Origin of the sequence: Microbispora hainanensis (assembly GCF_036186745.1) — a bacterium.
Lineage (GTDB): Bacteria > Actinomycetota > Actinomycetes > Streptosporangiales > Streptosporangiaceae > Microbispora.
The window spans coordinates 46,628-60,165 of sequence record NZ_CP108086.1; the positions used below are offsets into that span (position 1 = coordinate 46,628).

Annotated in this window: 12 protein-coding genes; 2 read left to right on the forward strand and 10 right to left on the reverse strand. The window is 70.7% G+C overall.

Features of this window, described 5'->3' with window-relative positions:
• Nucleotides 1–31: 31 nt before the first annotated feature.
• From OHB01_RS00210 to OHB01_RS00220, 3 genes are all read right to left on the reverse strand, one after another.
• On the reverse strand, nt 32–484 hold the full coding sequence (locus tag OHB01_RS00210; protein ID WP_142650140.1) for a hypothetical protein: 453 nt from the start codon (nt 482–484) through the stop codon (nt 32–34).
• A 306-nt stretch (nt 485–790) separates the two neighbouring features.
• Nucleotides 791–1,084, reverse strand: coding sequence for a hypothetical protein (locus OHB01_RS00215; RefSeq protein WP_328854761.1), 294 nt, complete (start codon nt 1,082–1,084; stop codon nt 791–793).
• A 1-nt stretch (nt 1,085) separates the two neighbouring features.
• On the reverse strand, nt 1,086–2,615 hold the full coding sequence (locus tag OHB01_RS00220) for an IS1634 family transposase (RefSeq protein ID WP_419197557.1): 1,530 nt from the start codon (nt 2,613–2,615) through the stop codon (nt 1,086–1,088).
• A gap of 441 nt (nt 2,616–3,056) precedes the next feature.
• Here OHB01_RS00220 and OHB01_RS00225 point away from each other — a divergent pair, with 441 nt between their 5' ends.
• Nucleotides 3,057–3,551 (forward strand): helix-turn-helix transcriptional regulator, encoded by a 495-nt coding sequence (locus tag OHB01_RS00225; RefSeq protein WP_142650139.1) that lies wholly within the window; start codon nt 3,057–3,059, stop codon nt 3,549–3,551.
• Between the two features lie 138 nt (nt 3,552–3,689).
• Here the strand turns inward: OHB01_RS00225 and OHB01_RS00230 are convergent, their stop codons facing one another.
• The 3 genes from OHB01_RS00230 to OHB01_RS00240 all read right to left on the reverse strand — a co-directional run bounded on the left by OHB01_RS00230 (nt 3,690) and on the right by OHB01_RS00240 (nt 5,523).
• Nucleotides 3,690–3,914, reverse strand: a complete 225-nt coding sequence (locus OHB01_RS00230; protein WP_030509608.1) for an FmdB family zinc ribbon protein — start codon at nt 3,912–3,914, stop codon at nt 3,690–3,692.
• Between the two features lie 258 nt (nt 3,915–4,172).
• Nucleotides 4,173–4,988, reverse strand: a complete 816-nt coding sequence (locus OHB01_RS00235; RefSeq protein ID WP_147943657.1) for a GNAT family N-acetyltransferase — start codon at nt 4,986–4,988, stop codon at nt 4,173–4,175.
• 25 nt (nt 4,989–5,013) lie between these two features.
• Nucleotides 5,014–5,523 (reverse strand): HNH endonuclease, encoded by a 510-nt coding sequence (locus OHB01_RS00240; protein WP_142650137.1) that lies wholly within the window; start codon nt 5,521–5,523, stop codon nt 5,014–5,016.
• Nucleotides 5,524–5,822: 299 nt separating this feature from the next.
• On the opposite strand from OHB01_RS00240, the gene OHB01_RS00245 reads away from it, so the two are divergent.
• A complete protein-coding gene (locus OHB01_RS00245; RefSeq protein WP_147943658.1) occupies nt 5,823–7,886 on the forward strand; it encodes a prolyl oligopeptidase family serine peptidase in 2,064 nt (687 codons plus the stop codon).
• A 10-nt stretch (nt 7,887–7,896) separates the two neighbouring features.
• Here the strand turns inward: OHB01_RS00245 and purU are convergent, their stop codons facing one another.
• The 4 genes from purU to OHB01_RS00265 all read right to left on the reverse strand — a co-directional run bounded on the left by purU (nt 7,897) and on the right by OHB01_RS00265 (nt 13,451).
• Nucleotides 7,897–8,745 (reverse strand): formyltetrahydrofolate deformylase, encoded by an 849-nt coding sequence (gene purU, locus OHB01_RS00250; protein ID WP_147943659.1) that lies wholly within the window; start codon nt 8,743–8,745, stop codon nt 7,897–7,899.
• A gap of 331 nt (nt 8,746–9,076) precedes the next feature.
• On the reverse strand, nt 9,077–11,068 hold the full coding sequence (locus OHB01_RS00255; RefSeq protein WP_328854762.1) for a tetratricopeptide repeat protein: 1,992 nt from the start codon (nt 11,066–11,068) through the stop codon (nt 9,077–9,079).
• Nucleotides 11,069–11,273: 205 nt separating this feature from the next.
• The gene (locus OHB01_RS00260; RefSeq protein ID WP_260617409.1) at nt 11,274–11,840 is read right to left on the reverse strand and encodes a GNAT family N-acetyltransferase; all 567 of its coding nucleotides are present in this window, start codon (nt 11,838–11,840) and stop codon (nt 11,274–11,276) included.
• 21 nt (nt 11,841–11,861) lie between these two features.
• On the reverse strand, nt 11,862–13,451 hold the full coding sequence (locus OHB01_RS00265; protein ID WP_142650134.1) for a tetratricopeptide repeat protein: 1,590 nt from the start codon (nt 13,449–13,451) through the stop codon (nt 11,862–11,864).
• Nucleotides 13,452–13,538 lie beyond the last annotated feature (87 nt).

Sequence of the window (13,538 nt, forward strand, 5' to 3'; positions counted from 1 at the left end):
TCCGAGGAGGCGGCCCCACGTTCTCCTGCCGTCAGCTGTAGGAAACCGTCTGCACGCTGCAGTTGGTCATCCACGGACCGGGATAGACCGGGGCCGTCGTGCAGCCCCAGGTGGCGGTCACGGTGGTGGTTCCCGCGGGGATGCTGACGCTGCCGGCGGTGCCGGCGAAGTCGTACGAATGGCCCTCACTGCATATGGCGGAGACGCTGACGGACGTCGTCCCGCTGGGCAGCGTCTTCGTGAACTGCCACGCGTGCGTGGCCGGGACCGCGACCAGGCTGCTGTAGGGCACCCCTACGACGGAGATGGGGTACCAGTCCCTGGTGTCCCCGAAGCTGTTGTAGTTGAGGCAGTCCACTGTGGCGTTCAGCGTGACGGTGTCGGCCATGGCGGGGCTGGGCGCGAGCGCGAGGCTCAGCACGCCGGTGGTCACGAGCGCCGCACCGAGCGCGAGCACTCTCCGGGCTGGATTCGCAGCGAACATTGGTGTCCCTTCTCCCTCATTTCAACAACGAATGCACCATCTCCCCCAGGAACGGTCAATCTCCGGAGTTTTCGGAAGTCCGGAATGTCGGGCCGGCTGAAAATGCGCCGAGCCGGGGGCCCGAAACGCACCGCCGGCCCGCCCGGATAACCGAAATCCGATATGCAGCGGATGATCGCAGAGATTTCAGGCACGATTCGGCGAAATGTTTCGAATGCCCCGCTCATGGTGATTTCCGGGTGGAGCCCGGTCTCTGAAAGTTTCAGAGCGTCGTCCGCCCACGACCACCGCGAAGCCGTCCGGCGCTCATGGTTCACCGCCGTTGCCGGGCCGCCCACAGGTGATGCGGGGCCGTGTGGAAGCCGTGCCGGACCGGGCGCAGGCGGCGAACAGGCCGCCATCACGCCGGTCTTCGCCGTCGTCGGCCTTCACGTCACCAGGACCGTACGGCCCGGCGAGGGGATGCACGCCGGGAGGGTGGCCGTGGCCGTGGCCGTGGGGCTCGCCGGGCGGATGCGCGCCGCGATGTGACGAGTCGTATGGCACGGCAAGGGGATTGCACGCCAGGATGCGGCCGTGGTCGTACCTGAGTTGGCTCAATTTAGTGCGCACCTTCGGGGCTGCGGATCCGCTTGAGGGCGTTGCGTAGGTCGGTGGGCAGAGGGTCGGCGGCGGTCAGGACGTGGTTGCCGGCTTGGATTCGGACGGTGCGATAGCGGCGGGCGGTGCGGACGAACTTCTTGATCGACCATCCGGTCCGTGCCTCGATCCACCGGCCGACCGCCAGGGCGGCGAACACGATCGTCAGGTGCGCGTCGATGGACTCGCGTTTGTGGTGGTAGATCGGCCGTGCTTTGAGGTCGTGCTTGCTCATCCGGAAGGACTTTTCGATCTCGAACAGCCGATGGTAGGAGCTGATGACGAACTCGGCGGTGATGGGCGTCCCGTCCGGGCAGGCGGCGAGATTGGTGATGTAGCCCTTGAGCCCGGCCAGGGCCTTGGCCTTGTCCACCAGCTCGGTGTTGACGCTCTTGGTAGCGCCGGACAGCCTGATGAACCGGTTGCGCTTGACCGGCGCCTGCCCGTCGACGGCGCGCTGGGCCTTGGCGACCTGCTCGTCGATGCCGCGCAGGGTGCGCCGGGCCCGCTCTGCCCGGTACTGGTAGTAGATCATCTGGTCGCGGCGGGGCCGGCTCGATCCCGACGGCCAGGGCTGGATGAAGATGTGCCCGTCGGGGATCGGGGTGCCGGGGTGCTCGCGCCGCCACTGCTTGACCACATACGGCACCTCGGGGATCTTCATGCCGAGGATGAACGACAGCCCAGCGGCTTCGATGGCCTGCTTGTTCGCCTCGGAGATCATCCCGGCGTCGGCCACGATCGTGACGTCCGGCAGGTGGTGGGCCGCCATGAACCCTTCGATCACCGGGAGCATGGTGTGGGTCTCGGCCTTGTTGCCCTCGAAGGCGGTCACCATGAGCGGGAACCCGGAGGAGTCGGTGAGCAGCCCGATCGTGATCTGCGGGTCCAGGCGGCGTTCCTTGGAAAAGCCCGGCTCGCGGAACCCATCCCCGGCGTCGGTCTCGAAGTACAAGGTTGACACGTCGTAGAGGACCAGGCTGGCCGGCCCGAGGCGGGTGTGGGCCGCGCATGCACCGGCCAGGGCCTGGCGCCACTGCGGTGCGGCGTAGTCCGGCAGGCGGCGCTTCACCGTGGCATACGACACCGCATCGATCCCGGCCTCGCCGAGCACGCGCAGGCTGTCGTGCTTGCTCGTCGGTTCGATCACCCGCGCGAGCACCAGCTGCCGGAACACCTCATCGCCCCCGGCCGCGGCAGCAAACCCCAGCGTGTCGTAGGCGCGGGACAGCGCGTCCCACAGGTGTTCCATCCGCGAGCTGACGATCTCCAGCGGCCCGCCCGCCATCGGCCCATCGTCCAGCCCCAGGTCCAGTTCCTGCTGGCCGGCGGCCAGCCGCTGACGCGCCACCGCCCTGAGCGTCTCCAACTCGGCGTCGTCGTGCGCCGACCCGATGTGCTCGATCTCCCGCGATCCGCGGCGGGAGGAGTAGACGATCTGCACCGCCCGGGCGCCTGAGGCCGTCTTCACCGTCCGCACGTACGGAGACACGGCCACCAGGGTAGAGACATGATCGATTTAGTGCGCACTTTTCGCCGTTCCCGACGGGGAACCACGAGGTCAACGCCTCGCGCTCAGCGACAATCTTGAAACGTGAGCCAAGTCAGGACGCCGGGAGGGTGGCCGTGGCCGTGGCCGTGGGGCTCGCCGGGCGGATGCGCGCCGCGATGTGACGAGTCGTATGGCACGGCAAGGGGATTGCACGCCAGGATGCGGCCGTGGTCGTAGGCCACGGGCGGGCGGATGCACGGCGCGGTGACGACAGCGGGCGGATGCACGGCGCGGTGACGACAGCGGGCGGGGACGACCGGTTTCCTCCGCAGGCGGTCGGGCGTCCCGGACAGAAAACGGTGGCCGGAAGGACAGGCCAACCTAGCGCCGTTACCGAGCACGCGTTCGGAAAATGTCAGTGCTCGTCGCTATTGTCGAACTATGGCCAACGTCATTCGGCACTCGCTGACCGCCGAGGAACTCGCCGCCCTCGCCCTGTCGCTCGCTCACCTCGGTGCCGGCCCGCAGTCGGTCACCGCCCGGCGCGGTCTGCGCCACGCTTTCGAGCACCTCGATCTGGACGACGACGTCATCGCCACGACCCTGACCACCCTGACCACTCCGCTGCCCACCGACGTCGCCCGCCGGGCGCGGGCGGTGGCCAACGCGATCACCGCCCGCCTGGTGATCCGCATCCAGTATCACGACGCGGCGGGCCGGATGACGGTCCGCGACGTCGAGCCGGTGACCTGCCTGGTCCACGGCGAGTTCTGGTATCTGGTGGGCTGGTGCCGCATGCGCCGCTCGATCAGGGCGTTCCGCTTCGACCGCATCCTGGCGGTGGAGCCGACCGACCTGCCTGCGCGTGCTCACCTGCCGCAGCGCTACCTGCCGTTCCAACGCCGCTCGCGGGCCCGCCGCCCGTCCGCGGCCTGACTCGACAGCCCGGCTCCGGTCCCTGAACCGGCGGCCCGGCTACGCCGCCCGAATCAGCCCGGAGCAGCCCAAGGAGCCCCAAGGCAGCCTGGAGAAAGCCCCGGAGCTGCCCGGTGAGAGCACGGGGACGGACGCGGCTCAGCCGCCGCAGCAGCCACCACCGCAGCAACCGCCGCCCGCGCCACCCGACGGACGGGCGGCGGGAGCCCCGGACGCCCTGCCCGTGACGGCCACGGTGGACAGCAGCTTCACGGTGTCGTCGTGGCCGGAGGGGCAGACCGCCCGGTCACCGGCCTCAGCCATGGGACGGTTGAGTTCGAACGTCGACCCGCACGCGCGGCAACGGTAGTCATAGCGAGGCATGCGTCCAGATTAGAGCCCGGCCCGGCGTAAGCGGGCGTCCCCGGGGAGGCGGCGCAGCCGAAGTAGGTGGTCACATAGCCGGCCATAGACCGGCGACCGAGCCGCCTGCAGGAAGGACGACGACCCGGCGTAAGCGGGCGTCCCCGGGGAGGCGGCGCAGCCGAAGTAGGTGGTCACGCAGCCGGCCATGGACCGGGCACCAAGCCGCTGCCAGGAGGGATGACGACCCTGCGTAGGCGGGCGTCCCGGGGAGGCGGCTCAGGCGAAGTGGATGGTCGCGTAGTCGGCGATGGGCCGGAAGCCGAGCCGCTGATAGACGGAGTTGGACGTGGGGTTGTCCAGATCGGTGAACAGCAGCACCTCGGTGGCGCCGTCGTCGAGCGCCTTCCTGCTGGCCGCGTGGGCGACGGCGCTGCCGTACCCGCGTCCGCGCAGCTCGGGCGGGGTGTAGACGGGCCCGATCCGCGACATGCCGGCGATCGGCGCGGAGACACCGGCGATGGAGACGGACCGGCCGTCGTCCTCCCACATGATCAGTTCCTCCCGGTTGACCCGGGCGGCGACGACCGGAGTGGGGTCGGCCGTGCGCTCGGCATGCGCCTCGTGCTGGAACTCCCGGATGAAACTCACGGCCGTCGGCAGGTCGCCGGGGCCCGCGACGCGGGGCTTCCCCGGCGCGGAGGGAGTCCGCAGCGCGCCGAGGCGATAGAGCCGCTCGGCCCGGCGGCGGGTTTCCGGCCGCCACCACGCGGCCGCGAACGCCTCGGCGACGGCGATCGGACCACCGACCGCGGGCACGTCGTGGTCCAGCTCGATCAGGTCGCGTGCCAGCAGGGGAAGCGCCGCGAGCGGAACGTCGCCCAGCGCGAGCGGATAGGGCGGCGTCTGGCAGGCCGCCCCTGCCACGGTGTCGCCGTCCTCCAGCCAGGCCAGCAGGGGATCGACCGTGAACTGACCGCTGCGGATCCCGCGCAGCACGGTCAGCATGACCGTGCTGCGGACGGGATCGCGCAGCAGCCAGGGCTCCGCCGCCGCGGCGTACTCCTCCACGTCGGCGGTGATCGTCCACCTCATGACGTCCACCTCATGACGTCGCCCGTCAGGCCGCCGTCTCCGACAGGTAGGGCGCCCACTGCGGATCACCGTCGAGTTGCGCGCCGATGAGCCGCCAGTGCGCGCCGTGCGGCACCACGGGGGCCACCCGCAGCGCCCAGCCGAGCTCCTCCAGCAGCTTGTCGGCCTTGCGGTGGTTGCACGGCGTGCACGAGGCGACGCAGTTCTCCCACGTGTGAGGGCCACCCCGGGATCGCGGGATGACGTGATCGATGGTCTCGGCCCGCTGGCCGCAGTAGGCACAGCGGAAGTTGTCCCGGCGCATCAGCGCGGCCCGGGTGAGCGGGATGCGCGTCCGGTAGGGGATGCGGACATAACGCCGGAGCCGGATCACCGATGGGACGTCGAGCGTGCGCGTGGCCGAGCGCAGGACCGCGCCCCGGCCGTCGCGGTGGACGACGTCCGCCTTCTCTCTCAGCACCAGAATTACGGCCCGGTGCAGGGAGAGCGTGGTCAGCGGTTCGTATGTGGCGTTCAGGAGCAGGACTTGGCGCATCAGCCGGCCTCCACAGCGGTCTCGGCTGTGCGCCTGGGTTGTGGTCCCGTCGGTTGGGACCCGGATGCTTCCGTCACAGGGACCTCCGCCGGACGGCCCAGCGGATCGTCACCACGGCACCGCCCTTCACCAAAGTGTGGCCTTGTCGGCGGCCCCCGCGCCACCCCATAAAGGGTCTGTGAGGTGAACGACTGGGACGCCTGCTGCTTCTATGCCCAGGTGTTCACCCCTTTATTCCCGTCTTGGCCGGGTACGGACGATGTACCGCCGCAGGCGTCCGGCTGTTTTAAAGTGCCTGCATGAGCCGAGTGCCGTACCCGCCAGCCCGCCGTGACGACATCGTCGACGATCTCCACGGAACGCCCGTCCCCGACCCGTACCGGTGGCTGGAGGATCCGGACGATCCGGCGACGAAGGAGTGGCTGGACGCGCAGGAGACCCTCTTCAGGTCCGCCGAGCTCGAAGGGCGCGACCACTTCCGCGAGCGCATCGCCGAACTCCTGCGTTCCGGGTCGGTGGGCACGCCGTCCTGGCGCGGCGAGCGCCGCTTCTTCACCCGGCGGGCCCCCGACCAGGAGCACCCGGTCCTGTACGTCGCGGACGGCGGCGGCGAGCGGGTGCTGCTCGACCCCACCGCCCTCGACCCCTCGGGCCTGACCACGCTCGACTCCTACCAGCCGGACAAGGAAGGCAACCGGCTGGCGTACCAGATCTCGGTCGGCGGTGACGAGGAGTCGCGCCTGTACGTCGTCGACGTGGCGACCGGAGAGATCATCGAGGGGCCGATCGACCGCTGCCGCTACTCCCCCGTGGCCTGGCTGCCCGGCGGGGAGGCGTTCTACTACGTGCGCCGGCTGGCGCCCTCGCTGGTCCCGGCCGGCGAGGAGCAGTATCACCGCCGCGTCTACCTGCACCGCGTCGGCACCTCTCCCGACGACGACGTGCTGATCTTCGGCGAGGGCCTGGAGAAGACCAACTACTACGGGGTCTCGGTCTCCCTCGACGGCAGATGGCTGTCGGTCTCCGCCTCGCGGGGCACCGCCCCGCGCAACGACCTGTGGGTGGCCGACCTGGCCGCCTCGTCGCCGGAGGCGCCGGAGCTGGTCACCGTGCAGCAGGACGTCGACGCCCAGACCGGGCTCCACTTCGGCCGCGACGGGCGGCTCTACGTCTTCACCGATCTCGACGCCCCGCGTGGGCGGGTCTGCGTCACCTCGCCGGAGACGCCCGGCCGTGAGCACTGGCGCGACCTGATCCCCGAGGACGCCGAGGCGGTGCTGTCCGACTTCGCGATCCTCGACGGCATGGCCGAGCCGGTCCTGCTCGTCGGCTGGACCCGCCACGCGATCGGCGAGATCTCCGTCCATGCCCTGGAGAGCGGCGAGCGGATCGGTGAGGTCCCGCTGCCGGGGCTCGGCTCCATCGGAGGGATCTTCGAGCGCCCGGAGGGCGGGCACGAGGCCTGGTTCAGCTACACCGACGGCATCACCCCGACCGCCGTGTACCACTACGACGCGCTGACCGGCGAGACCTCCCTCTGGGAGGCGCCGCCTGGCGCGGTGGAGGTGCCCGAGGCGACCACCGAGCAGGTGGTCTACCGGTCGAAGGACGGCACCGAGGTGCGCATGCTGGTCACCTCGCGCCCCGGCTCCGGGCCCCGTCCCACGATCCTGTACGGCTACGGCGGCTTCGGCGTCCCGCTGACCCCCGGGTTCTCCGCCACGACGCTGGCGTGGGTCGAGGCGGGCGGCGTCTACGCGGTCGCCCAGCTTCGCGGCGGCGGCGAGGAGGGCGAGCAGTGGCACCGTGACGGCATGCTCGGCAACAAGCAGAACGTCTTCGACGACCTGCACGCGGCGGCCGAGCACCTCATCGCCACCGGCGTCACCACCCGGGACCAGCTCGCCATCTCGGGCGGGTCCAACGGCGGGCTGCTCGTCGGCGCGGCGCTCACCCAGCGCCCCGACCTGTACGCGGCGGTCGTGTGCTCGGCGCCGCTGCTCGACATGATCAGGTATGAGAAGTTCGGTCTCGGGGCGACCTGGAACGTCGAGTACGGCTCGGCCGACGTGCCGGAGGAGTTCGCCTGGCTGTGGAGCTACTCGCCGTACCACCACGTGCGTGAGGGGGTGTCCTACCCGGCCACGCTGTTCACCGTGTTCGCGTCCGACACCCGTGTCCATCCCCTGCACGCGTGGAAGATGGCGGCGGCCCTGCAGCACGCGCAGGCGGGCGACCGGCCGATCCTGCTGCGCAACGAGACCGAGGTGGGGCACGGCGCCCGGGCCGTGAGCCGGTCGGTCGAGCTCTCGGCCGACCAGCTCGCGTTCCTGGCCCGGCACACCGGCCTGAAGGTCGGCTGAGGCGCGGAGGTCAGCGCGGGAAGATGACGGTCTTGTGGCCGTCCAGCAGCACGCGGTGCTCCGCGTGCCAGCGGACGGCCCGGGCCAGCGCCTGGCATTCGAGGTCACGGCCGATCGCGGCGAGGTCCTCGGGCGAGTGGGTGTGGTTCACCCGCGCGACCTCCTGCTCGATGATCGGCCCCTCGTCGAGGTCGGGCGTCACGTAGTGCGCCGTGGCGCCGATCAGCTTCACGCCCCGCGAGTACGCCTGGTGGTACGGCTTGGCGCCCTTGAACGACGGCAGGAACGAGTGGTGGATGTTGATCATCCGCCCGGCGAGCTTGGCGCACATCTCCTGCGAGAGCACCTGCATGTAGCGGGCGAGCACGACCAGATCGGCCTGATAGTGGTCGACCAGCGTGAGGATCTCCGCCTCCTGCCGCGGCTTGGTGTCCGGGGTGACCGGCAGGTGGTGGTAGTCCACGCCGTACGACTGGGTGAGCGGGCGCAGGTCGGGATGGTTGGACGCGACGCCCACGATCTCGATCGGCAGCAGGCCCGAGCGCACCCGATAGAGGAGGTCGTTGAGGCAGTGGTCGAATCTGCTGACGAGCACCAGCGCCCGCGTCCGCACCGCGAGGTCGAAGAGCTGGAACTCCATGGCGAACTCCGACGCGAGCGCGGCGAACGCGGCCTGCAGCTCGTCGACGGCGTGCCCGCTGGAGAACTGCACGCGCATGAAGAACCGCTCCTCGACGGGGTCGCCGAACTGCTGGCTCTCGATGATGTTGCAGCCCTTCCCGGCCAGCAGCCCGGAGACGGCCGCGACCACTCCCGGCCGGTCCGGGCAGGACAGGGTCAGCACATATTCAGCGCTCATGCTCAGATCCTCGAGGGGTGACGGTGTCGGCTACAAGGGTAGGGCCACCCGGTCGCCGAACGCGGGCCTGGCGGCGAGCGCAACCCGGGACACGCGGGCTGCGCCGGCGGAGCAGGCGAGGACGCCGGGAGCGGACCCCGTAGCGGCGGGCCGGATCGGTGAAGGCCGGGCCGGGCAGGTTGACCGGTGGAGGCCGGGCGGGCAGGCAGGCCGGTGGAAGCGGGGCCGAGCAGGGTAGACCGGTGGAGGCCAAGCTGGGTCTGTGGCTGCGGGGACGGCGGACGACCGGGGGTGGCCGTCCGCCGTGAGCGCTCCCCCGCCGTGAGGGGACCTAGCCCGCCTTCTCGTGCCGCTCCAGCGCCGCCCGTACGTCGGGGTCGTCCGGGGCCAGGGCCAGCGCCCGGCGCAGGTCGAGCATCGCCTCCCGGCCCCGCCCGAGCGCGTCGAGCGCGGTGGCCCGGTTGAAGTACAGCGCCGCGTCCTCGCCCAGCTCGATCGCCCGGGTGAGGTCGTCTACGGCGCCCCGCGCGTCGCCGGTCTCGAACCGCAGGGTCGCGCGGTTCGCCCAGGCCGAGGCCAGGCGGGCGTCGGCGGCCAGCGCCGCGTCGAAGGCCAGGGCGGCCTCCGCGTAGCGGCCCGCCTCGGTCTCCAGCTGCCCCAGCACGCCGTGCAGGTGCGCGTTGCCGGGGTCGAGGGCGAGCCCCGCCTCGACGTCGCGCCTTGCGGCCTCGTGCTCGCCGAGCATCTCCAGCACGCCGGCCCGGTTGACGTACGCGTCGAGGTAACCGGGGTCGAGCTCGATCACGTGGTCGAGATCGGCCCGGGCGCCGTACAGGTCCCCGGCGGCCAGGCGCAGCTCCGCCCGGTTGTAGTACGCCTCGGGCAGCGGCGGGCTCACCCGCATCGCCGTCTCGTAATCGGCCAGCGCCTCCTCCGTACGTCCTATCTCGAACAGCAGGTTGCCCCGGTCGAGATAGTTGTCGGGGAAGCCCGGGTCGATCGCGACGGCGCGGTCGAAGTCGGCCAGCGCCTCCTCCGTGCGGCCGAGGCGTGCGAGAAGCTGCGCGCGGTTGCCGAACAGCACCATCCGGTGCACGGGGTGGGCGTCCGGTGGAAGATCGCGCTCGGCCAGGTCGATGGCCGACTGCACCAGGCCGAGTGCTTCGTCGGTCCGCCCTTCCCGCAGCTCGATCAGCGCGCGGCCGTTCTGGTCGAACCCGAGCTTGAATGCTCGGGTCCGCCGGTCGGGCAGCAGCGTGGAGATCGCTATCGCCTCGTTGATCCAGGCCCTGGCCCTGACCAGGTCGCGCCGCGCCGGATCGCGGTCGCGCGCGTCGAGCATCGCCGTGCCGTATGCGGCGGCGGCATGCACGGCCGGATCGACGCTGACCCTGCGCGCCTGGTCGTACAGCTCCTGCGCGTGCGCCCGACGGCCCAGCCCCGCCAGGGCCGTCGCGGTGCGGTGGGTGAAGCGCCACCACAGGTCGGACCCCGGCTCCACCAGCCGCAGGCCGCGCGAGCCCAGCTCCACGACCGCGTGCAGGAACCCCTCGGTGACGCAGTGGTCCACCGCGGCCCACAGTGCCCGCGCCGCCGCGTCGACGTCGCCGCCGTGCTCCAGGTGGTACGGCACCGCGCCCAGGGCGTGCTCCGCCGCCGCGGGGTCGGCCATCAGCTCGGCGGCGCGCCGGTCGTGCCGGAGCGCCCGTTCCTCCGGCGGCAGTGACAGGTAGGCGCGGTAGGCCCGGGGGTCGTCGGAGGTGCCGTCAGAGGTGACGTAGTCGTCGGGCGGGCCGCCTTGGGCCCGCGCCTCCACCACGCGCGCCCCCTCCCACGTGTCCTCCCACGTGTCCTCCCACGCGTCGTTCCACGGGGGTTCCGGGGAGCCGAGGGCCAGCGTCAGATCCGGCACCCGACGCACCAGGACGCGCAGCAGCTCGCGGTCGGCCGGGTCCGCCTCGTGCAGGTTGTCCACCAGCAGCGTCCGCGGCCCTTCGAGGCAGTCGCGGACGAACTCGGCGATGCCGTTGGCGATCCGGAGCGTACGGCGCGGCGCGGGCACGAGGATCCGCTCGTCCTCGGTCAGACGGGCCTCGATGGTCTGCCGTCGCGCCGGCACCAGAGGGCGCAGGCTCGGGGCGACGGCGCGGATCTCGATGTCGTGTTCCGCCACCAGGCCCGGGGAACGCTCCAATGCGACCGGGACGAGGGCGCGCAGGATCGCGCCACCGATCGTGTACGGACCGCGTAGCCGCCGGTGCCCGTTGACGACGGGCGCGACGGAAGGCGGCGCCTCCATGACGAGCGCGCGGAGGGCTGCCACGCGGTCCCGGGAGAGGTCTCCCCGGACCCAGATGTGGCTCGGGTGGACCCTCACCCCTTGTGGATCACGCTTGAGGTGCCGCTGAGCTTGGTCGTCCCCGGCTTACGGATAATGATCTTCTTCATCATGCCTCTTTCCCCACTCTTGCGGACAAGGCACAAGTATTCGCACAGATCAGCTATCCGCCAAGGGATGGAAGCATTATCTATCGGGAGAAAAGTGGCGAGACAACGGCATTTAGCTGCTTCTCGATATAAATCACCACGTTGTCGCCACGTACCTCGCGTCGCAGCTCCCGCCACCCGGATTTGCGGTAGAGCTCCAGCGCGGCCACCTGACGCATGGTGGTGTCGCCGCGCAAGGTGCTGTAGCCGAGCCGGCGCGCCCGATCCTCAAGCTCCTGAGTGATCCGTGCGCCGTAGCCGCGCCGCTGGTGATCGGGGTGGACCCGGAGCCGGCACATCTCGGCCGTGTCGGCGTCGATGCGCCGCAGGCCTCCCATCGCGACGAGCCCCGCACCGGGCACCTCCCCCACCAGGAAGTCGCCCCCGGCCCTCAAGTAGACCTCGGTGATCCGGGGGAAGTCGTCGTCGTAGTAGACGCCGTCACCCGGCACGACACCCACCTGGGCCAGGCCCATCTGATGGAGGGACCACACCGCGTCGAGGTCGGACCAGCGGTATCGCCGGATCCTCAGCGGCGCGGGCCCGTTCTCCCCGCCCCTCACGGGATCTCCCGGCTCGAGATCTCCCGCCAGCGCGTCTCCTGCCACACGTCCTCCTCGGTACCCACGTCACCCGGCATCCTGGAGCAGCTCCGGCGGCACCTCGACCCGGCTCTCCTTGAGCATCTCGCAGAAGGCCTGGAGCCTGGGCGAGTCGCCGTGTTTGGCCCTGATCTCCTTCACCAGGTCGTACGCCGGTCTGAGCAGCAGGTCGGTCCGGTAGTCCTTGTCGACCAGCTCGATGGCCTCCTCGCCCAGCTTGAGCGCGGCGTCGACGTCGCCGTCGATGAGCCGGCACATCGCCCGGTCGAACCGGATCAGGGTCTGGTCGAGCAGGTCCTCGTCCGTGTACTTGTCGAGCGCCTGCTGCAGGATCACGTCGGCCTCGACCGTCTGCCCCAGCTTCACCAGGACGTCGCCCTGGTAGAAGTAGAGCTGCCGCTCGGTGTAGCCGAACGCCGGGTCCTCCCGATCGCTGTCGGTCATCTGCTGGAAGGCCGCCCTGGCGCGGTGCAGGGCCCGCTTGGCCTGCTCGACCACCTCGTGGCGCGAGCCGTTGACGCCGGCGATCTTCGCCAGCGCCCTCGCCTCGACGACGGGCGCCATGGTCCGCGCGGCACAGGGGGTGTGGCCGGCCAGGTCGCGGCTCTTCTTCGCCAGGGTGAGCGCCTCACGCGGGTCGCCGTAGTAGAGCGGCACCAGCGCCTCACGGGCGGTGACCCAGGCCCGCAGCGCCCGGTCGCCGGTCTCGTCCGCCGCCATCCGGCCGGTGCGGAAGAACGAACGCGCCATCCGCTGGTCCCCGAGGTCGATCATGATCATTCCCGTGAGCCCGGCGAGCTGGGCGGCCATCCGGCACAGCCGTTCCTGCACGTCGATGGGCTGCCGGTGGTCCAACGCCTTGCGCACGGCGGTGAACTCCAGCATGACGTCGCAGAGCAGCCGTACGGGCGGGGTGTTCATGTACTGCCGCCCGAAGCCGAACGTGGCCTGCTCCCACTGGTCGAGCATCGCCGGCGAGACCGTGGCCATGACCATCGTCTCGTCCATCCGCCGGCGGAGGTTCTCCACCGCGCCGAGCACCTCTTCGTTGAGCTCCTTGAGCCCGACCGACCCGACGGCGCCGCCGGCGAGGAGCTTCAACAGCGTCCTCCGTAGCACGTTCTCGTCCTCCTCGCCCCCGTCCACCGGATGGGTGCCGCCGCCTGACGGGGCGGGCGCACCCCACGGGGCGGGTGAAGTGATATGTCTGTCCTGCTCCGACTCCCCGCCACCCGATTCGCCCGGATGTCCGTGGCCGCAGATGCACGGGCTTTCGAACCCGAGGGCCAGGGGCTCCACCCGGTAGACCGAGCACAGATAGTGGAGGTACTCCGGGCCGGGCCGCTTCATGCCCGACTCGTACGCGGACAGTAGCGTCTCGCCGATGCCTGGGACGGCTTTTCCGTCCTTCTCGAAGAGAGCGCGCACCTGCTCGATCACGTCGGCGAGCGCCACACCATGCGAGAGGCGATGTGCCTTGATCCGAGTCGTGCCGAACTGTGGTCCGCAGTCTTTGTGGATTTCCTCGGCGATCTGGGCCAGGCTACGCCCGGCGGCCAGGCCCCGCGCCCGGATCCGGCGCGCGATCTCCGTCTCCCTGTGTTGCCTGCCGGACATTCCGGCCCCTCTCTCGTGGCCGGCCGCACTCGCAGCCCGTGGTCTCGAGCGGTCCTCGCTTCGTGACGGAGAGTGACTTACTCGTCG

Coding starts and splice junctions, on each gene's coding strand:
- OHB01_RS00210 (WP_142650140.1), bottom strand. CDS start 484: ATGTTCGCTGCGAATCCAGCCCGGAGAGTGCTCGCGCTCGGTGCGGCG.
- OHB01_RS00225 (WP_142650139.1), top strand. CDS start 3,057: ATGGCCAACGTCATTCGGCACTCGCTGACCGCCGAGGAACTCGCCGCC.
- OHB01_RS00230 (WP_030509608.1), bottom strand. CDS start 3,914: ATGCCTCGCTATGACTACCGTTGCCGCGCGTGCGGGTCGACGTTCGAA.
- OHB01_RS00235 (WP_147943657.1), bottom strand. CDS start 4,988: ATGAGGTGGACGATCACCGCCGACGTGGAGGAGTACGCCGCGGCGGCG.
- OHB01_RS00240 (WP_142650137.1), bottom strand. CDS start 5,523: ATGCGCCAAGTCCTGCTCCTGAACGCCACATACGAACCGCTGACCACG.
- OHB01_RS00245 (WP_147943658.1), top strand. CDS start 5,823: ATGAGCCGAGTGCCGTACCCGCCAGCCCGCCGTGACGACATCGTCGAC.
- purU (WP_147943659.1), bottom strand. CDS start 8,745: ATGAGCGCTGAATATGTGCTGACCCTGTCCTGCCCGGACCGGCCGGGA.
- OHB01_RS00265 (WP_142650134.1), bottom strand. CDS start 13,451: ATGTCCGGCAGGCAACACAGGGAGACGGAGATCGCGCGCCGGATCCGG.